The following is an 18,321-nucleotide window of genomic DNA, read 5'->3' as shown; positions in this document are numbered from 1 at the left end:
CTTAGTCATAAAGCAACTAAAGTTGAAAAACTGTAAGCTCTCCACGACCTGTTGAGACAGATTTTTTCGGAATAACTCTGATAGCCAGCCAAACGCTTGCAGATGCACGGCAGTGCATGAGCATTGCTTGTCCGTCTTCTTTTCAATTTAACCAACAAGGTTTGACCGGAAGAAAAGCCTTTCGACGTCCATAGCTTTCTTGCGGACCTTTGCTAAACAATGTGAGGTAAATTTAATATAATTTAAGGGCGATGGCGTTGTTTGCCTTAGCCAGTGGCAGAAAATGTTGATGTGGCCCCTATGCTGGAAAGCTCGCATTTTGGTTCTTGAAGAAAAGCCTCGCAACAAGTAAGAACGTCGCTAAGCGGCCTGCGCTTAACTCCCTTCATGGAACACTCCCAAACCGTGAGGACACGCCACCCGGCGTCGGAAAGAGCTTGGTTGGTCCGTCTGTCACGTTCACGATTTGACGAAATCTTCTCCGCCCAGAAATCCTGACGCGAAGAAGGCATCCTGAACAGATGACAGTCGTGGCCGTGCCAGAAGCATCCGTTGACCTGAATGACAGCTCCGTACTTCGGAAAAACAATATCCGGGCGGCCGGGAAGACCGGTCACGTTCACCCTGAAGCGGTAGCCTCGCGCATGCAGCTCTTTGCGCAGCAGCAATTCAGGTTTTGTGTCCCGACCGCGGATGCGGCTCATGTTCAGACGGCGTTGTTCCTTCGTCAGAACATCCATTATGCAGGCTCCTCTGACGAAGCGTCGGCGATGATGAGTCGGAGGGCTGCGGCCAGATCTGACATAGCCATGCCCGGCTTCAAAGTCATTGCTCCGAATCGGAAGCCGGCCCGATACTGGGGATGAAACAGCCGGCCGGGCATAGCGGTCGAGCGGTAGGTGCTTCCGATAACCGGCATATCAGGCGTGAGCAGATAGGCTGCGCTGACAATTCCTTTGACGTCTCCTGCCTCAGCTTCCTGAACCAGCGCGTCACGATAAGTGTGAATTGATGTCAAAGCATCGTTCAGCCCGTCGGCGACCCTGTATTTAGCATCGAGAACGATCATCCTGCCCCGGCCGCCGTCAGCCGCCGCGTTTCGAGCGGCGACGATGTCAGGCGTCATGGTGCGGCTGTAAGATCCGCGCCGATCCGGCTCGAGCCAGAATTCGCGATATTGTTTCTGGAAGCATAGCTGCCAGCTATCGCCGACAGAGACGGTGACCGCGCCGGCTGCAAGAGTGAGCCCTCCCGACGCATCGGTGATAAAGAGATCCTGAACTGCGACGCTCTCGTCTCCGAATTCCAGCGTCGCGGCGCGCACGAGCCGCAGAAAACACCAGAGTTCGTACAGCTCGAAGGTTCGCGCCAGCGGCAGGTTCAGGAAGTCACCGAAGATTGCGGCGATGCCGAGATTCATGTCCTGCCAGAGCCGATAGAAGCGGCGATAGGACGGGTCGTTCCGAAACAGAGCCGAAATCGTCAGACGCGGAGGAGCGTCTCCAGCCTCAACGAATGGTGCGGACGTCCCGAGCTGGCTGAGCCGTCTTGCAAGACGCCTGCAACGCCTCGCCCAGGCGCTCGCTTCCCTGCCCACCTCGGTACCGCGCTCGCGGCCACCTTTGTCCAGTTGCTCGGCCGCTACCGTCAGCCATGCCGTCCAGGCGCGAAGACAGGCGGCCATCTGCCGATGTTCCGGAAGATCAAGAGAACTCTGGCGCTGGCGGATACGGATCTGAGCTGGAAGAAAACCTTTCAGAGCGGCCGGCAGGCGCGTCGTATTCGTCGTCTCTCTCAGAACCGGTCCTGATTGGAAGGACCGCAGGATTTCGGGGCCCGTTGCCCGCGTCGCCTGATAGTGTGCGACATTCCGATCCTGCGCCTTCAGGATCCGCCTTGGACTGCGTGCAATCGCAGCGACGATGGTCTCCAGTTCCTCAATGCGCGACCGAAGGAATTCAAGCCTTGCTATCGCCGGTGGGCGGACGCCGTTCCCCCTTGCGATCCCCTTTCTGAAGCTGCTCAGCGAAAAAAGGGCGAACGTATCGTCGAGGATTTCGCGAACCATCGCATCGAAGTCGTCTCGCGTCAGCTTGCGCAGATCAGGATCAGTGGTGATTTCGAAACGGCGAGGTGAGCGACCTGAAAGACGAAGCTCAGCTTCTACCAGCCCGGCCTGGAATCCCGGCGGCCATCGCCACCGCGCGGAGTCGGGTGCCGGAGCGCGCAAAGCCTCCAGCCTCACCTCGTCAATAAGGAGATCCGCTGTATCCGCGTGCTCAGCTCCGGTGAGTTCGAAGAGGTAGGAGCCGGTTTCGTGAATCGATCCCGCCGGTATGGCCTCGGGATCTGGCCAGACGCGCCATTCAGCGCCGGTTTTTTCGTCTCTTATGAGCAGGGCTTCCATCTGGCTACCTGTTCGCCTGGAAGGCCCCGTACTCGTCCAGATCTGAAAGAAGCTTCGTCAGGAAGGTCTGAGAGCGCGGAAGTCCTGCAAGAGCTTTTGTCAGTCCCGTCAGCATCGGGCGCTGACCCTCACCGCCGCGCAGTTTGACCAGAATTTTCTGAACCATCAGATCGTCGATAACAGAGTTCGGAGCCGGGTTCAGATGCTTCTCTGCGAAGGTATGGTAGCGCACGACTTCTTCAGCAACGCGATAGCCGAAGCCCAATCCGTGCGCGGCAAGGATTGTCCTCGCCTGACCAAGCACCTCCTCGCAGGCCGCTCGCGCGTCGGTCAGAGAGGGTTCGCGTTTCACAAGGGCATCAAAAAAGCCCGGGAGATCGACGTTGGACATGTCGATCACGATGGCCCGGTCCAGTACTTTGTCGCTGACAGGATTGGTTGTTTCATCGACGTTGATCGTGCCGGCAATGTAGAGGTTCGACGGGAGTTCAAGTGCGGCAGGAACCGGCGTGCCGTTTGAGCCTTCCAGCGGCACGCCGCTTGAATGAAGGCGGATTTTTTCGCCACTTTCCACTGCGGAAAGAACATCGGAAAGGTAGTACTCGACCCGAGCGAGATTCATTTCGTCAAGGACGACGAAGACCGGCGAATCTCGATGTGCTGTCGCCAGGAGAACCGCCTCAAGAAACGGGGGGATCATATATCGGTTCGATAGTACGTCGTAATAACCGGTCAGGCCCGTCGGATCCGTCCACTCCGGCCTCACCGGGCAAATGAACAGAAACGGATCGCGGCTCTCCTTGCCAGATAGTCCGTGGACGGCATGGGCATACTGGATTGCCAGGCGGGTTTTCCCTGAACCGGACAATCCGGACAGGATGACAAAATGCTTAGAGGACAAGAAATTCATAGCGCCGTGGAAGCGCGAAATTTCTCCGTCGGGATAGTGACCACCCGCGGCGGCAACTGCGTCCTCGATCTCCTTGAGAGACAAAGCAGTTGGCATGCGCTGCATGTCGGCGCTGACGGCATCCATGTCTGCCCACACGCGTAACTCATGGATTTTCTCACGCCCGATCAGGTTGCCGAGATACCCGATCAGTTCGCGAGCCATAAGGCCCCGGCTGGCAGATGCTGCCGGCGGCCATATGGCAAAGACGATGCGATCAATTGCGACAGGCTTGCTGATCGTTGAGAGATCAGCTGGCATCGTATCCCAATAGCCTTTATTGCGAAGATAAAGACGCCCGTCGCTGGCGATGTAGCCTTTCACATTCTTGTTGTTGTCAGTGTAATCCAGAGTGTCTGGAGCGGTGGCAGCGACCGGCTCTTCGTTTGCGATGCCCTCCTCGACAGGCTCGTCCTCATCGGCAACGCTTTTCTGGCCGGAGTTTCTCGGCTTTGAGCTGCCTGAGGCACGCATCTCTTCAAGCCGAGCTTCGAGGACTGGAAGATCGTTCTTCACGAAGATCGTGAAATAGATCTCGTCTTCCGGCGGGAAGCGAAGCAAACAATGGACCGCTATCTGGTCATATGCCGCGCTGTAGGAAGCGAGATTGATGTTGAAGGCAAACAGCGCTCCGCCGACAATCTTGGCGCTGTTCGAAACACCAAATGCGTCGGCTACGCGTGTGCCTTTCGTCATGCCCGGAAAGGCCTGAACTGCGTCCTTATACTGCTGCTGCCGCTCTCGGATATCCATCAAGGCTTTCTTTCTGACTCGGACACAAGGTCTCCATGATCCGGGCAGCAAGTGCTCTTGCCATCAGGGGAGGTACGGCATTTCCAATCTGTTTGAAACTCGGGTTCATGGTACCGCTGAAGACAAATCCATCCGGGAACGACTGCAATCGGGCAGCTTCACGCACTGAGATCGTACGTGCCTGCTCGCTGTCATAGTGGATATGGCTGTAGCTGTCCTTGCCCAGATGAGCCATCAGGGTTCTGGCCGGCTGATCGCTCCACATCTTGCGCCACTTGTTCGGAAACTTCGATGCGTCATAGGGTGGAACGATCGCGTCCCTCAGGCTCTCATATTCAGGAGATCCCTCGGCGATTTGTTTCCCGGCCTTTTTGAGATCAGCCAGTTTCTCATTGAACATGTTCATCGCGTGCTGCCATGCCTGCGGATATTGATCGCCGGGGTTAAGACGAGCAAACAGAGGGTAGTCTCTGGGCAGGTAGCGGATGACGTGGTCGCGCAGCCCGTCTTGCGGCGCTTCGAAGCCCGGCCAGGACCTCATCAGCTTCGCGTATGCCGATATCTTCTGTCGCCGGTCGTAAGGGATTGTCTCATCCATGCGGCGCGCGCCACGCCGCAGTTCTCCTGAGGCGAGTTTGCTGCGGGCATCGATGCGCGGAAGATCTCCGATCGCTTGTTCGACGGTGACTGCCGCGGGCAGCGAGGGGAGCGCAGACGGGGGTTCGAGATAGTCATGGGCTGACGAAAGGTGGCCGTTGAGCACCTTGAGCGCAACTGCTCGGGATCCCTCATAACCCGGAGGAAGGACCAGCCAGTTTGTCGGGTCCGGGAATGATATCTTTTCGGAGACTTCGCGACGATAAGCAATCAGGAACATACGTTCCCGCATCTGCGGCACGCCATAGAAAGCCGCGTTCAGCAGTGTATAGCCGCAGACGTATCCTTTATCCTCGAGAACCTCGCAGATCTCCTCGGCAATGTTCTGGCCCCCATGGTTCAGCACATCCGGAACGTTCTCCACCACAACAACCAAAGGTTTGAACGCATCGACGTAACGCAGATATTCCTGATACAGACGCGCGCGCGGGTCGTGGCGGAAAGCCTGCGGGTGAGCATCGATCTCACGGAGCTTCGGACGGCCGACACGTGCGAATGCCTGACATGGCGGGCCGCCAACGAGAATGTCGAACGCATCCTGGACCGGTCCCAGACTGAGCTCTGCAACGAGATCTTCAGGATGCGTATTGATGATGTCGCGTGCCTTGCTGTGACGCGCGTCTCCCCCGTGAAAGTTCAGACCATGGGAACGCGCTGCGTCCGGGTCGAACTCAACGGCAGCACGAACTGAAAAGCCGATCGAATGAAAGCCGAGTGAAAGGCCACCGCATCCGGAAAAGAGGTCTAGAAGTCGCGGTTTGCCACCAGCCTGTAGTCGGGCGATTTTCTGACGAATCGTTTCCGCGCTCATCTCACATCCTCTTTCGATCTCGGAAGACGCAGCGGGAGGTTCGTCTCTTCACCGTGCTCCGCGAGAAACTGCATGACTGCCGCACGGATAACCCACGCGGCTGAAACATCACTGGCATCTGCAAGCGACTGGATGCGGTTATGAACCGCTTCCGGAAGCATTACCGACGTCCTGACGGTTTTCTTATGAACTGGAGCTTGCATGAATCATACCGGGTGCAGTTGTCACCGAAGCTATGCCAAAGTGGTGCACATTGCATCATCACGCCTCCATATTCCTGTGGACCGCCAAATCACTGTGAACGTATAGGGAACAGTTTAATATTTTGCAATGAAGAGAAGGTCCCTGTGGCCTATGCGCTGATCAACTCGCGCGTGCATTTAACCAATTGGTCAAAGCTATATGATACTGATTTCTCTTAGATGGGGTCCGGTAAAGTGATCAGCCTGTAATGGGTCAGGGAAAAATATGAAGTTAAAGATTTTGGACAAGTTCCGCGAGGGAGATGCCACATGCTTGCTTTGCAAGGCATCCCTCGCTGATTATGTAGATGGCCTACCGGAAAACTTTCGCGAGTTCTACATTCAACGCGGCATTGTCACGAACAGGTTTCTCGACAATCTTTGGGATACTCTTTCGGCGCAGCGTCACATACCGCCCATTGTTCTGGTGGGAGGCGAGATTCCTCCTGATCTATCCTCACAGGAAGAATTCGACCTTTCCGCAGATTTCAAGGTCCTTGACGGATTGCAGCGCAGCCATCGTTTGAAGGAGATATGGGATACCGTTGTCTTCATTGAGAACGACTTTGAAGACAATACCTCGCTGAACGTACCTCAACTTGCACGGCAGCAAGCAAATAATCTCCGCAAGAAAGGTATCAATCCGCAGATTTTTCAGAAAGCGCTTGGAGCACATCGCGAGGGCAATGGGCGGGATTTTCTTTTTGAACGTAATACCATCTGGTTGGAGGTATGGTTCGGACTCTCGGAAGCCGCGCAGATTCAGAAAATGCTCGTGCTCAATGCTGGCCACAAATCTGTTAATATCAAACACCAGATCGAATTAATCTTTTGGAGCCGGTTCGAGAAGCTACAGGCCGAGCTTGCACCGGGCGTGGTTTACCGCGAAAAAGATAAATCTTCCATCAGCTACAGCAAGGGCCGCAAACCGGGCGAATATCATTTTGCCCACCTGATCTCCGCATTCGTTTCGTTGCTTGATGGGGCGCTCGTAACGACCAACGCAGAATATTCGGCCGACCAAGCGTTTCCAGGAGAGAGAGAGCCGGATGAAACCCTCCTGGATGTCGACGATCAGGTTCTACGAGCGTTTGCGCATGCCATCTCCGTACTTGATCAAAGCCTCCGAACAGACGTCGGTGTCCGCTGGTTAGGTAGGGAAGTCGTTCTTGTCGGAATTTTCGGAGCCATCGGATCGCTCGCTGAAAAAGGAGCGGCAGGCAAGGTAAAGGCACTCAAGGATTTTGAGGCAAAGATGCCTCAATTTATCTCTAGTCTAAATCTTGATGACTTTGAACGGTGGCGCAACAATCTCGAGTTATCAAAGGTCAACATCGGAAACGTGAACAAGCGCGAAGTGTATAACGCGACCCGGCAGTTTCTCGAGGGCAGGGATGATGGCCCGATCCAATGGGGGGAGATCGGAGAGGGTGACAATGACGCTGCGTGAGAATATTATCGAGATAATCTCTGACGCCTTGACGGCAGACGAAACGATACTGCCGAACGATATTCTGGATGCCAACAACAACATCATCTTCGCCGCATCGGAACTCGCGTCCCGGGCCACCGATTTATTCCTGGAGGAAGACGATGACTACGCTGAACAGGTCAAGTCTTTCCTGGACGGCCTTCCCCCGCAGCTCCCCCTCGCGTCTATCTTTCCGAAGGCAGTGAACCTTCCAATTTTCCTGGACTTAGCCAACCTTATCGACTTGGATGCGTTAGACGACCCGGCGCCCGCCGAAATCAATCAACTCAATATCAGCGAAGTCACAGACTTGGAGGCCTTCGCACATGACGATCGGCGGATCCAGTTATACATCTATGAAAGACCTAATCATCTCACGGAATCCTTTGCATTTATCGACCTGACACAGAGCAGCCCGGTCACTGCCCATACCGTCCCGAGAGTGATGACGGCCTGCGCAACGCTCTTGGTCGGCCAACATGCCGGCGACATGAGTGGGAGGCGATGGATAATCTCCTCGATGAATGACGGAGCTCGACGGCAATCCTATGTAAAATATCACCTCCTCTTGAATGGATATCGCCTTACAAATGCGATCATCGCCCCCGGCTCAACTGCGCTCGTAGGAATCGCAGAGACGTTGACGACCGTTAACGAATACAGTCAATTCTCAGAACCATTCGAGATCCTGGGTGAGATCAACGGCCGAACGACGGTGCTCGATACGATATTGAGCAGCTATCACGTCCTCGAAAATTATATGATACGAGCACAGATAGCCAAAGTCGCTAACGGGAACGTCGGTACATTTTTCGGCATACGCCACTTTAAGCAGATGGAGCTTGCGGTCGAGAAGAAGGAGCTGGATCACCTTACTCAACTGTTCAGGACTTCCTGGGACATCGTAATCGGCGGCCTGACACTCGCCGATTTCGTTGACACTAAGTTCACGGGCCTGTTTCAGCGTGTGGATTTCTTGGAGCAGCCGTTCCAGGAGTTCATGCGGCGTCTGACGGTTAAGAAGCGAAATGAGGTGTTGCACGTCAACAACGCGGGCGAGCTCCGGACGGCGCTCCCCAGAATTATCTATCAAGTCCGGTGCTCAATCGTGCACAACAAGGAGACTGAGTTCCATCTTTCGAATAGGGAGCTCCTCAACCCCGTCGTGCTGATGACACTCACCGATCTGTGCCTGCCCTGTATGCAAAGGCTCGCGTTCGGTCTACCTGCAGCTCAGGCACCGAATCCTTTGCGGTATGATCGACCTGCGCTGCAGCTCTACTGAAGGAAACAGGCGCTCCAACCAGGGTTATTGCGCTGCTCTGGTTGTCGGGTCACAGGGCTTTGCATGGAAAGCGGTTGGGTCTTAAGGAAAGTAATTTGTCAGATATCTTGAATTACAGAATTCCTGCGAGACTACGCGAGATGCAGGCGTTTATTGATCTTGGTCCAGCGCTGGAACATGTGGGGTCACTTAGAGTGGTGACGTCCAGCCTTGAGATCCGCATCTCTGACCAGCGCTTCTTGACGCATTCGCTGGCGGATGCTGCTGTTCTCGTGTCTCGCGGGTTACTTTTTTTTCTCGGCATCACCGCATCGGGTGGAACCCTCCAGGCAGTCCAGCCAGCGCGATATCACGCTGACGACCTACAAATGGCGGATCTGGGGCTCTCGTCGCTTACAGTATCGCAAGTGACGAAAAACTGGCCGGGGATCTCCCCAGTTCGCGCGGAGTCACTTCTTGCGCTCTGTATCGTGGCGGGCAGCAAGGTTTCCGCCCATCTAACCAAAGAAACTGCAACCAGCTTGAATGCATCGTTTTCAGAATTGGCCGAAGCGTTCAATCTTGTCATTAATATTGTCAATCGTGAAGTTTATGATGCCCTCGGCCTGCCGCGCATTGAGTTTGTCGCAGGTTCGATGCACGGTGCGATTAATCAAACGGTACTGTGAGTGCGGCTTTTTTCGCTGCGTATAGTCCAGCGGCTTGACGGCTCAAGCGCAGCTCCTGTCAAAACAGCCCTGGGGTAGGTTCCGCAATGCCGAAAGATTTCCTCGCTAACCGCCAGAACGTTGTCGCGATCGACCGCGAGCAGTTGAATGCCAAGCTCCAGGCGATTGCTGATCAGTTCGACGAAGGCTGGCTGAACGCTGTGGGGGGGCACCCCTTGCAAAAGTTGTGGCGCCGGCAGGATGCGCTATCCACCAATGAGCTTTTGATTTTTGGGGACGCGGTCGAGCGTTTTCGGCGCGACTCTCCGGCTTGGCTTCGGGGTCAGGTGCGCAACATCAAAACTGGTGATGAAGGCCAATCCGCAGGAGCTCTCTTCGAGATTGTCGCGCTCAACCTGTTTCGACAGGATTCCTGCCGGGTCGAGCCGGCGCGGGGTGCCATGCCAGGCTTTGACGGAACACTCTTCCTGTCAGACGGAACCCGAATATTTGTTTCCATAAAAAACCACGGGATGTCCACGCCCGAGCGAGAGTTTCGCTTACAGGCAAAAGCGTTGGATGACGACTTTCAGTCTCAGCTTCGAGAGACAAACTTTAATGACCTGGAAGTCACCGTGCTGGCGGCTACCCCAATGAGCACTCGCCTGTTTTCGGATTTGAATTCTGACATCGCAAACTGCCTGTCGAAGCTCTCGTCGAATGAAACACCCGCTAGCGTCAACAACCCTTACGCAATACTCCTACGAAACCTGGAGGAGCAATATGGCCCGCTAAGCTCGTTCGGATTGAGTTCTGGGTGCAGGGTGATGGCCCCGATTGCTGTTAACGAACAGAAGAACTTCGAGGACGCTATCCGGAAAGGGTGCAGCAATCTCAGCAAGCATACAAAAACGGACGATCCTGAATGCTACAGGATGATTGTATTGCGGCTCTCCAATACGGCATTGATCTCCAAATGCGTTGAGTGGGCAAACTGGTACTTTACCGAGTTCCCAGATGATCCTGTCGATATCATCTTGCTCTACCAGTGCTCGGTCACGACAACTGGAGACGCAAGTTCAATAACGCATTTCATCCAGCCCATTTTCGGCCCTCGCTATCTCAAACGGGAGAAACGTGCAGGTGGGAGCCGGCTGCGGTTGCCTACGATGAGTGTTTTCGACGGAAACGTGAGCACCGAGCAGCCAGCGATGCGGCTTTTCAACGGCGAAGGACAGAGTCTCGATTTGAGCGGCTATTACGTTTATCAACGTGTTGACGCTTACCAGAAAGTGGAAGTTGGAGAAAACACGATGGGCAACCTGTCCAATCCCGCTGATGGGATCATGGTACATTCTGTCTTCGAAGAGAACGGCATTCCATCCTTCACCGTGGAAGCCAAAGCAGAACGGTACAAGGCCCTTCTATTATTGCCTTAGTGACGCAGTTAAAGCTGCAGTTCGATCCGCCGATCAAAACCAAAATTGGCCAGGGGTTTTTCGTTATGGCTGCGGTGATTTCGGATCGACGCGATCTACATATGCTCTCCATTCTCATCAATAGGCCTCAGCCGCGTGGTTTTCAGGAACAGCGGGCATCGCACTGGCGCCTTCAAAGCCGAAAGCCATTTGAATCGCGATCTTCGTAATAGATGTCGTTTGGCATTTGATTGTGAGAATGCGCCCGTTCCGGATGTTCATGGCACCTAATTTGAGATTATTCGGTGTGATTTTCCAAGCCTTACGCCTTCCGGTTCGGCGATAAGCATCTGTAATCGAATATATTTTCTGATGGAAGCTTGGCCTTAGGCCACCGACTTTTCCCCTGCGGCGAATCTCACATTAAGTGCCAAAAGTGAAACCGGAATCTCAAAGATGCCAAGTCTCAAATTAAGTGCCGGGCTATCTTGTTGAAACTGTTAGGACTGGAATCTTACGACTAAATGCAAAACGACAGAAACTGCGGTCAGTCTCGCGAATGGTCTGAGGACGAGATTCTTCCCGGACCATTCGAGGATATGCAGCTCCACTCTCAGTCTGCCGTACTCACGAATGTGACCATGGAAACACGGGTGGCCATTCCCAACCATGGTCATATTGGGCCTAAGGCGTGGCGCTTTGATATTCCCCCAGATCATAGAGAAAATGCCCGAAGGAGTTGTCGAAAAACTGGATTATATCGTCAATCTTGTTGTGTTCCGTCCTTATGGATTGGCCGATTGCAGTTGCGCCCCATGGCCGCCCATCTATCGAAGCCTGATCCTCCTTCGCTATGCCGCCCGCGTGGACTATCTGATTTCGGGCCTTGTAGAGGTTCGTCCAATACCGCGCGGCATGCGTGGAAACAGCCGGTGTAAAATACTGTTCGCTCGGTAAGGTGGCTAGTGTTTCACGATACAGTTTCAGCCACATGTTGATGATTTTTGTATCGTAGATCCCGCCATCGAAGTCGGGATATTTTGCGCCACCGGTCGGATTCTGGACATTGAAATGGTGCATCGCCGCAACCACAGCAGCCTCGAACATCGAAGTAAAAGACACGACCATGCGATTGCGTGTCTCCGCCGCGAATTCATCGCTTCGGATGCGTGCTACCAGTTCATCGATTGTTGTCGTCGACGTGAATATGCCAGTCGGGAAATTATTGCTGATGCTGACAACTGCCTCAGAGAAGAGACTTTTCCCACTTTCGTTCGCCGAGAGCTTTTCCAAGAAAAGGAGGGACGCATATAGGTCGGCCTGGGTTCTGACAGATTGAATCAACGTCTCTGCGATTTCACGGATCTCTGGTGACCTGATGGTGGGCAGACGTACCTCGAGTCGATGCATCGGTGGGTGTGGGTTAGCAGACAATTTAGACCCTATATGTCTCTGTACGAAAAAGTCGCGATTGTAACGATCTTCTTATTAGTCAGCCGCCAGTTAACGAGGACTAAAGCCCACGTCATGTTGTCGTGCGTCATAGGCTTCCAGGGACCCAACAACGCGACAACAATATGATCGCGCACAGTCAGGCGCGGTGTGTCTTCAAAAAAATGAAAGCCATGTCAAATTCTGCGGAAAACAAAAACTTGCGAGAAATCGAACCCGTACCATCGGTTCGATTACCATCAAAGCGAGCATAAAGGCGTAAGTCCCAACTTCGCAGACGGCCACACCAAGACGTCCGTCTTCAGATCGCCGCCGGCATAACTATCTCGAGTCGTGATCCTCGACCCGGAGCATCGAGATGGAAGACGACACCGTTCACCTCTTCGCAGACGCCGAAATCGAAATCCTACCGCCGGAGACGCTTTCGGCTGATCCAGCTACGTCCCCATGCGCCTGTTGCGGACGGCCCGCCTCGACGGACGAAGACTGTTACGGCATCTGCGAGGAATGCCTGTCGCCCTGATGGGTCCTTGTCGCGCCTTCTTGCCTCTGCATGCACTACCCGGGCGTCGTCACCGTTGATTCTCCTGCGACGAGCCCGTCTACCAACGTTTCGGCTCGATCCAGGCAAACAAGTGGCCCCTCGACCACGGTTGCCCGAGGCTGCTTCTCCTGGAGATCAAGGACTCGGTTGCTTCCGGGCGCGGTGATCACGGCGAAATGCGAACTCGGACTGTAGATCGCGATACGATATCCTTTGTATTCATGCACCGTGGCTGGCATGGGCCGGCTCCTGCCGGATTCCGCGTGGCGAACGACGTCGCGACGAGATCGGTTCGCTGTGCAGCCCAAATGTCCGTGGCGACGAAAGGACCGCCGCCTCCGTCACCCAGACCTTGCCTTCGATGTCTTCGCCTCGGCGGATCGCCGCTGCGGCCAGGTCGCGATAATACTCTGCGAAACGAACGAGCCGCCGAAGCGACATTTCCGGCGGGCGTGCTGTCGCCTTTATGGCTTCGCAGGTGACGATCACAAGCCAGACGGATGCGCCGTCGGTCACGGCCATCTGACCGTTCTCAAAGTACAGGAAGGGTGCCGGCTCGCAGAGCTGAATTTCGCCGTTCGACATCATCCAGCCTTCCTGCTTTTCAGTTCGTCGGCGACGCTCTTGCGCAGGGCGTCCATGATGTTGATGACGTTGGAAGCCGGGGCCGGAGCGTCTTTTGCCTTCGCGGTTTTCTTTTTCGGCTTCAGGGCCTTCTTCTTCTCCTCGATCAGCTTGAGAAGACTTTCCTGGATAGGATCGCTGACCATGTCGGGTGACCAGCGCTTCGTCTTTTTCTTGATCAGTTGCTGCACAAGCGGCACCAGATCGGGATCGGCCTCTTCGTCGATATCTTCGAAGTATGCCTCCTCTGGACGTACCTCGTCGCCGAAACGCAGGGACCACAGAACGATGCCTTCGTCCCGCGGCTCGAGCACGACCGCCTTCTCGCGTCGACCGACAACGAGCTTCGATATTCCGACGACCTTGTCGGCCTTCATCGCATCCCGGATGACCGCGAACGCCTCATTGCCGACGGCGTCGTCCGGCATGAGGTAGTGCGGCTTCTCCAGGTAGACCCATTCGATCGATTCCGCCGGAGCGAACTTCTCGATGTCGATCGTTTTGACGGTGTCGAGCGCCACCCGGTCGAGGTCGTCGTCCGTCAGGATCACGTAGTCGTTCTCGCCGCGGGCGTAGCCCTTGGCCTCGTTCTCGTCCTTGACGGGCTTGGCCGTGACGGAATCGATATATTGGGAGACTACCCGGTTGCCGGTCTCCTTATTGAGCGTGTGAAACCGTACTTTCTCCGATTCCGACGTCGCCGGGCTCATGTTGACCGGGCAGGTCACGAGCGAAAGCTTCAGATAGCCTTTCCAGTAGGGACGCGCCATGACTGATCCCCTAGCTCGCCTTGCGCTGCGGAGCAGCCTTGGAGGAGGCGGCCTTCGCAGCCGCTCCGCGCGCGGCGCGCTGCCGACCCGCGCCCTTGTTGGCATTGGCCGCAGTGCGCTTCGGTTTGTCGTCGGCGGCCTTTAGCATGCCGGCGCTTTCGCGCAGGGCAGCAAGCAGGTCGTTGGGCTTCGACACCTCAACCTTCTTTAGCTTCGGCAGGGATCGGCCTTCCATCTTCGCCTTCACGAGATCGGCAAGTGCAGCTTCGTATCGATCGTCGAACGTGGCCGGATCGAAATCACCCTTCTTGGTGCTGATGATATGCTTGGCGAGATCCAGCATCTCGCCCTCGATCTTCAGCTTGGGCATTCCCTCGAACGCCTTCTTCGACGAGCGGACTTCATAGTCGTAGTTGAGCGTTGTTGCGATCAAGCCTTTGCCGTGAGGCCGGATGAGGACGGTGCGCATGCGCCGGAACAGAACGGTGCGGGCGATAGCGGCAACCTTCGACTTCCGCATCCCGTCCCGTAGGGCAACGAAGGCGTCGCCGCCCATTTTGTCCGGTGTCAGGTAGTAGGGCTTGTCGAAGTAGACGTCATCGACATCAGAGCAGGGAATGAACGCTTCGATCTCAAGGGTCTTGTTGGATTCCGGGATCGTAGCTGCGACCTCGTCCGGATCGATGATGATGTATTGACCATTTTCGATTTCGAAGCCCTTGGTCTGCAGCTCCTTCGGGACAGGATCTTCGGTTTCACCGTCGATGAAGACGCGGTTGACACGGTTGCCAGTGGCCTTGTTGATCGTGTTGAATGTGATCCTGTCCGAGGTACTCGCTGCTGTGTAGAGTGCCGCTCCGCAAGAGACTTCCCCGAACTTGATGAAGCCCTTCCATTGGGCCCTGTGTCCACTCGCCATACCCGTTACTCCCGAATCGCTACTGGCGAATCAAGTTCCGGCGAAGTGATTCGTTCCGACTCGAAACGAATCATTTTTCAATGGCTTAGCGCCGTTTGTTGCCAATTTGAGTCCGGCTGCATCGGCAGGCACCTCCGGAGGATGCGATCGTCGACGCCTCAGGCGAGGAACAACGTGAATCATCAAACGTTTAGGGGCTGGACCACGTAGCCAGCAAGGAGATATCGACATGGCCACCACAACACGCGGCCGGGCGCAGGACAGAGCGAAGGTCGCAGGAGGACAGGATCATGAGGTCCGATACGAAGCGAAGAAGGAAGGCGCCTCGAAAGGTGAAGTGAAAGACGCCGTCAAAAAGGTCGGCAACAGCCGCAAGAAGGTCGAAGCGGATCTAAAAGGTTGATGGATCAAACGCTCGATAAAAGCGTCGCGAGCTCAGCGATTGACGCTCGCGCAGGATCAACTCCGACACACGGCGACCGTCAACGGGCGGAAGTCGAGATCAGCTTCACGAAGAATGGGGGTTTGCGCGCAAGCGTCGATATCTCCAGCGGGGGTCTTCTTTCGATCGCCGCTCTCGTCTCCACCATACTTCTATCGACGGCCGTTCTCGTCCATGTCGCCACGCGCGATGCTCGGTCGAAAAGCCTCTGGCGGTGACGAAGCTGCGCCTGGACGCGATCTTGAAGATCGTCTTTGCAATCCTCATTTAGGGACTACCACCCGAAACCAACGACAGCCGCACCGCGAAATTATTTTCGCGTGGTCGCGGCCGTCCGGGTGAACGAGGGCGCTCCCCATGACGGGTCGAGCGCCCTCGGCATGTCAGAGCCCGAAAGCGAGAACCCTTGTCCGATAAAACTTTGATCATATTCCTGCATGGGATCGGTGCCTCAGGCGCGCAACTCATGCCGCTTGCTTCGCCCTGGCGCGTTAGCCCTCCTGGGACGCGTTTCGTCGCTCCAGACGCCCCGATGCATCACAAGTACGGACATCAGTGGTTCAGCACGGAGGGCAATCCCCTCGATCCGGAGCGTATCCAAACCGCCAGAGAAGCATTCGACGGACTTATGAACGACGTCGTCCATCGGGAAGGGTTTGCGGACGCCCATGATCGGATCGCCTTCGTCGGCGTCTCGCAAGGCGCCATCGTCGCGCTCGACGCCGTTGCCTCGGGAAGGTGGAAGGTCGGCGCACTGGTCGCGTTCTCCGGCCTGCTTCCTCCACAGCCGGTTTCGCCCGCAAGCAAGAGTACGCCGGTGCTTCTGGTCCATGGCGAAAACGACACCACCATCCCTCCCATGGCCTCGCGGCTCGCGGCCGCGCAGCTCGCAACAGCCGGCTTCAAAGTCGAGCTCGATGTTGAACAGGGCGCCGGACACACGATTTCCAGCACCGGCGCTCAAAAAGCGCTGTCTTTTCTGAAGAAGATCCTGCTTTGGCCGAAACTCGACAGCGGTCGGAACGTTCTTCTTCCATGACCGATGACCACCAGAAACGGGACGAGGCAGACCGCCCACCACAGGAGACGGTTTCCTTTGCGTTCGACCGGATGACGGTCGCCCGTTTCAGGGAGACCTTCGCAAACGCCAGGTGGAGCGACCGCCTTCAGGCCTGGACAGTGCCCGGCGGGACGGCTCGAAAACGCATCGACCGGTGGCTCTCGACGGAAGCCGACCGCCGGAAACCTTATGACGAGGAGCGCGGCCGCGATGCTTTCGAGTTCGAGCCGATCCCGAGCCCGTACCTGCAAGTGTTCGACAGCGGTTTCCGCATAAGGACACCGTATTCCAGAACGGTTGTCGATGAGCTTCGGCAGGTACCATTCGCGCGATGGAACGGTGACGACAAAGTCTGGGAAATCCCGTTCGCTTCATACGATGATCTCCAACACCGCTGGGAGACGATCGAGGAAGCCGCGAAACGGTCAGAGCCCGAAGAACGCCGGAAGCGTGCCGAGGCCCGCAGGGGGACAGAGGACGAAGCCAAAGCCAGGCGTCGGACCAGCGAACGAAAGAAGCGCAGATTAGCGGTATCGAGCGACGACCTCCCGCCAGTTGGCCGGCCGGTGGCCACGGCAGCGTATGGGATCGTCGTCATCACGGATGTGTCAGGCGAGATCGTGGATCCGGAACAGATCGCGGAACATCATCCGGCGGCGACTGAAGAGCATGTGTGGGCCGGGTGGAGACCCTCCACTCTTGATGAACTCGTCCATACATGGCCAGCAAGGTCAGAGCCCGGAGAATACGAGCGGCTCCGGGGATGGTGGAACCCGACACTCGACGAGCTCAGAGAAGCAAGAAGGGTCGCCAAATCTCGCGAACGACGGAAATCGGAGTTCCGGTGGTGCTGCGAGCCGCGGCGATGACGCCCTTTACGCCGTTCAAACGTGGCAAAGGCGTTTTCGGCTCGCGAGCCATTTGTGCCAAGGGGGTGCGAATCCTCACGGGATCGGGAAAAGCCATGGGTGGATTTCCCATGCTCGGAGCGCCGCTACCGACTGGCGATTGCTACAGCGGAACTATTTAGGGACACTTGGGTTCTTCGCTACGGGAAACAACGCGTCCCACCCGCGTTCAAGATAAACTGAGCCTCTGATCTAAATAGGATGACATGAAGCAGAACTGGCCAAAGCGGATCTGGATCGTACGGCATGGCGAAAGTGCTGGAAATGTTGCCCGCGATGCTGCGGATCTTGCAGGCTATACACGCATCGAAATCGCGGACCGGGACGTCGACGTCCCACTAAGTCCGCTTGGCCAACAGCAATCCGAGGCGCTGGGGGCGTGGTTTGCAGCTCTGCCTGAGCAGCCAGACGTTATTGTGGCGTCGCCCTACAAGCGCGCTTTGAGCACGGCGGATACGATCGCTCGGCAGCTCAGGGTGCGGCCACAACTCACTGTCAGCACCGATGAGCGGCTGCGGGAAAAGGAGTTTGGCATCCTCGATCGGCTGACGCGGCGAGGCATCGAAGAGCTCTATCCAGACCAAGCCGAGTTCCGCCGCATCCTGGGAAAGTTCTATCATCGACCGCCGGCCGGTGAGAGCTGGTGCGATGTGATCCTTCGACTGCGAAGCATGCTCGATACTATCAGCCTGCATTACGCCGATCGGAGCGTCCTGATCGTCGCGCATCAGGTTGTGGTTCTCTGCATGCGATACATCATCGAAAATCTCACCGAGGAGCAGATCCTTGAAATCGATCAGCAGGCGGACGTGTCGAACTGCGGTGTTACCGAATACGTGACTGAGCCTGATACCGAGGTCGGCGGCGGCCTGGTCCTGACGCGTTATAACTTTGTAGCGCCCTTGGTTGAGGCAGGGGCGCCTGTGACCGCTGAAAAAGACGCAAATGTTGCTGCCCGGTGA

At 56.0% G+C, this 18,321-nt stretch carries 17 protein-coding genes; 8 read left to right on the top strand and 9 right to left on the bottom strand.

Annotated features, from left to right (window positions below):
• Positions 1-266: 266 nt before the first annotated feature.
• The 5 genes from ACQY1J_RS22320 to ACQY1J_RS22300 are packed head-to-tail and all read right to left on the bottom strand — an operon-like array spanning position 267 to position 5,738.
• On the bottom strand, positions 267-740 hold the full coding sequence (locus ACQY1J_RS22320) for a very short patch repair endonuclease (RefSeq protein ID WP_430252081.1): 474 nt from the start codon (positions 738-740) through the stop codon (positions 267-269).
• On the bottom strand, positions 740-2,407 hold the full coding sequence (locus tag ACQY1J_RS22315; RefSeq protein WP_430252079.1) for a DUF2357 domain-containing protein: 1,668 nt from the start codon (positions 2,405-2,407) through the stop codon (positions 740-742). The genes ACQY1J_RS22320 and ACQY1J_RS22315 overlap by 1 nt, the downstream gene beginning before the upstream one ends.
• Positions 2,408-2,411: 4 nt before the next feature.
• Positions 2,412-4,109 (bottom strand): McrB family protein, encoded by a 1,698-nt coding sequence (locus tag ACQY1J_RS22310; RefSeq protein WP_430252077.1) that lies wholly within the window; start codon positions 4,107-4,109, stop codon positions 2,412-2,414.
• Positions 4,078-5,577: a DNA cytosine methyltransferase gene (locus tag ACQY1J_RS22305; protein WP_430252075.1), complete on the bottom strand. Its 1,500-nt coding sequence runs from the start codon at positions 5,575-5,577 to the stop codon at positions 4,078-4,080. The genes ACQY1J_RS22310 and ACQY1J_RS22305 overlap by 32 nt, the downstream gene beginning before the upstream one ends.
• On the bottom strand, positions 5,574-5,738 hold the full coding sequence (locus tag ACQY1J_RS22300) for a ribbon-helix-helix protein, CopG family (protein WP_127653349.1): 165 nt from the start codon (positions 5,736-5,738) through the stop codon (positions 5,574-5,576). The genes ACQY1J_RS22305 and ACQY1J_RS22300 overlap by 4 nt, the downstream gene beginning before the upstream one ends.
• 307 nt (positions 5,739-6,045) lie before the next feature.
• Here ACQY1J_RS22300 and ACQY1J_RS22295 point away from each other — a divergent pair, with 307 nt between their 5' ends.
• The 4 genes from ACQY1J_RS22295 (at position 6,046) to ACQY1J_RS22280 (ending at position 10,661) form a co-directional block, all read left to right on the top strand.
• Positions 6,046-7,269 carry a hypothetical protein gene (locus tag ACQY1J_RS22295; RefSeq protein ID WP_430252073.1) on the top strand — a complete coding sequence of 408 codons (1,224 nt, stop codon included), beginning with the start codon at positions 6,046-6,048 and terminating at the stop codon, positions 7,267-7,269.
• Entirely contained in the window at positions 7,256-8,575 is a 1,320-nt protein-coding gene (locus ACQY1J_RS22290) for a hypothetical protein (RefSeq protein WP_430252071.1), read from the top strand. The genes ACQY1J_RS22295 and ACQY1J_RS22290 overlap by 14 nt, the downstream gene beginning before the upstream one ends.
• Positions 8,576-8,670: 95 nt before the next feature.
• Positions 8,671-9,243, top strand: a complete 573-nt coding sequence (locus tag ACQY1J_RS22285) for a hypothetical protein (RefSeq protein ID WP_430252069.1) — start codon at positions 8,671-8,673, stop codon at positions 9,241-9,243.
• 86 nt (positions 9,244-9,329) lie between these two features.
• On the top strand, positions 9,330-10,661 hold the full coding sequence (locus ACQY1J_RS22280; RefSeq protein WP_430252067.1) for a hypothetical protein: 1,332 nt from the start codon (positions 9,330-9,332) through the stop codon (positions 10,659-10,661).
• A gap of 663 nt (positions 10,662-11,324) precedes the next feature.
• On the opposite strand, the gene ACQY1J_RS22275 is transcribed toward ACQY1J_RS22280, so the two are convergent.
• From ACQY1J_RS22275 to ACQY1J_RS22260, 4 genes are all read right to left on the bottom strand, one after another.
• Entirely contained in the window at positions 11,325-12,050 is a 726-nt protein-coding gene (locus ACQY1J_RS22275) for a hypothetical protein (protein ID WP_430252065.1), read from the bottom strand.
• An 805-nt stretch (positions 12,051-12,855) separates the two neighbouring features.
• Positions 12,856-13,224 (bottom strand): hypothetical protein, encoded by a 369-nt coding sequence (locus tag ACQY1J_RS22270; protein WP_430252063.1) that lies wholly within the window; start codon positions 13,222-13,224, stop codon positions 12,856-12,858.
• The gene (locus ACQY1J_RS22265; protein WP_430252061.1) at positions 13,221-14,030 is read right to left on the bottom strand and encodes a Ku protein; all 810 of its coding nucleotides are present in this window, start codon (positions 14,028-14,030) and stop codon (positions 13,221-13,223) included. Before ACQY1J_RS22265 ends, ACQY1J_RS22270 begins: the two co-directional genes overlap by 4 nt.
• Before the next feature lie 10 nt (positions 14,031-14,040).
• Positions 14,041-14,949 (bottom strand): Ku protein, encoded by a 909-nt coding sequence (locus ACQY1J_RS22260; RefSeq protein WP_430252059.1) that lies wholly within the window; start codon positions 14,947-14,949, stop codon positions 14,041-14,043.
• Between the two features lie 229 nt (positions 14,950-15,178).
• Here ACQY1J_RS22260 and ACQY1J_RS22255 point away from each other — a divergent pair, with 229 nt between their 5' ends.
• The 4 genes from ACQY1J_RS22255 (at position 15,179) to ACQY1J_RS22240 (ending at position 18,321) form a co-directional block, all read left to right on the top strand.
• Entirely contained in the window at positions 15,179-15,352 is a 174-nt protein-coding gene (locus ACQY1J_RS22255; protein WP_430252057.1) for a DUF3606 domain-containing protein, read from the top strand.
• 505 nt (positions 15,353-15,857) lie between these two features.
• Positions 15,858-16,430, top strand: a complete 573-nt coding sequence (locus ACQY1J_RS22250) for an alpha/beta hydrolase (protein ID WP_430252500.1) — start codon at positions 15,858-15,860, stop codon at positions 16,428-16,430.
• The gene (locus tag ACQY1J_RS22245; protein WP_430252055.1) at positions 16,427-17,320 is read left to right on the top strand and encodes a hypothetical protein; all 894 of its coding nucleotides are present in this window, start codon (positions 16,427-16,429) and stop codon (positions 17,318-17,320) included. Before ACQY1J_RS22250 ends, ACQY1J_RS22245 begins: the two co-directional genes overlap by 4 nt.
• A 245-nt stretch (positions 17,321-17,565) precedes the next feature.
• The gene (locus ACQY1J_RS22240; protein WP_430252053.1) at positions 17,566-18,321 is read left to right on the top strand and encodes a histidine phosphatase family protein; all 756 of its coding nucleotides are present in this window, start codon (positions 17,566-17,568) and stop codon (positions 18,319-18,321) included.

This window comes from Neorhizobium sp. DAR64860/K0K1 (assembly GCF_050500205.1).
GTDB classification, from domain to species: Bacteria; Pseudomonadota; Alphaproteobacteria; order Rhizobiales; family Rhizobiaceae; genus Neorhizobium; species Neorhizobium soli.
Note: the sequence above shows the minus strand (reverse complement) of the source record. Positions and strands in the feature narration are given on the sequence as shown.

Bases quoted from the DNA above. Each gene is read 5' to 3' on its own strand.
- ACQY1J_RS22305 (WP_430252075.1), bottom strand. From the start codon at position 5,577: ATGAGCGCGGAAACGATTCGTCAGAAAATCGCCCGACTACAGGCTGGT.
- ACQY1J_RS22260 (WP_430252059.1), bottom strand. From the start codon at position 14,949: ATGGCGAGTGGACACAGGGCCCAATGGAAGGGCTTCATCAAGTTCGGG.
- ACQY1J_RS22310 (WP_430252077.1), bottom strand. From the start codon at position 4,109: ATGGATATCCGAGAGCGGCAGCAGCAGTATAAGGACGCAGTTCAGGCC.
- ACQY1J_RS22295 (WP_430252073.1), top strand. From the start codon at position 6,046: ATGAAGTTAAAGATTTTGGACAAGTTCCGCGAGGGAGATGCCACATGC.
- ACQY1J_RS22320 (WP_430252081.1), bottom strand. From the start codon at position 740: ATGGATGTTCTGACGAAGGAACAACGCCGTCTGAACATGAGCCGCATC.
- ACQY1J_RS22280 (WP_430252067.1), top strand. From the start codon at position 9,330: ATGCCGAAAGATTTCCTCGCTAACCGCCAGAACGTTGTCGCGATCGAC.
- ACQY1J_RS22245 (WP_430252055.1), top strand. From the start codon at position 16,427: ATGACCGATGACCACCAGAAACGGGACGAGGCAGACCGCCCACCACAG.
- ACQY1J_RS22265 (WP_430252061.1), bottom strand. From the start codon at position 14,030: ATGGCGCGTCCCTACTGGAAAGGCTATCTGAAGCTTTCGCTCGTGACC.
- ACQY1J_RS22270 (WP_430252063.1), bottom strand. From the start codon at position 13,224: ATGATGTCGAACGGCGAAATTCAGCTCTGCGAGCCGGCACCCTTCCTG.
- ACQY1J_RS22240 (WP_430252053.1), top strand. From the start codon at position 17,566: ATGAAGCAGAACTGGCCAAAGCGGATCTGGATCGTACGGCATGGCGAA.
- ACQY1J_RS22275 (WP_430252065.1), bottom strand. From the start codon at position 12,050: ATGCATCGACTCGAGGTACGTCTGCCCACCATCAGGTCACCAGAGATC.
- ACQY1J_RS22290 (WP_430252071.1), top strand. From the start codon at position 7,256: ATGACGCTGCGTGAGAATATTATCGAGATAATCTCTGACGCCTTGACG.
- ACQY1J_RS22250 (WP_430252500.1), top strand. From the start codon at position 15,858: ATGCCGCTTGCTTCGCCCTGGCGCGTTAGCCCTCCTGGGACGCGTTTC.
- ACQY1J_RS22300 (WP_127653349.1), bottom strand. From the start codon at position 5,738: ATGCTTCCGGAAGCGGTTCATAACCGCATCCAGTCGCTTGCAGATGCC.
- ACQY1J_RS22255 (WP_430252057.1), top strand. From the start codon at position 15,179: ATGGCCACCACAACACGCGGCCGGGCGCAGGACAGAGCGAAGGTCGCA.
- ACQY1J_RS22315 (WP_430252079.1), bottom strand. From the start codon at position 2,407: ATGGAAGCCCTGCTCATAAGAGACGAAAAAACCGGCGCTGAATGGCGC.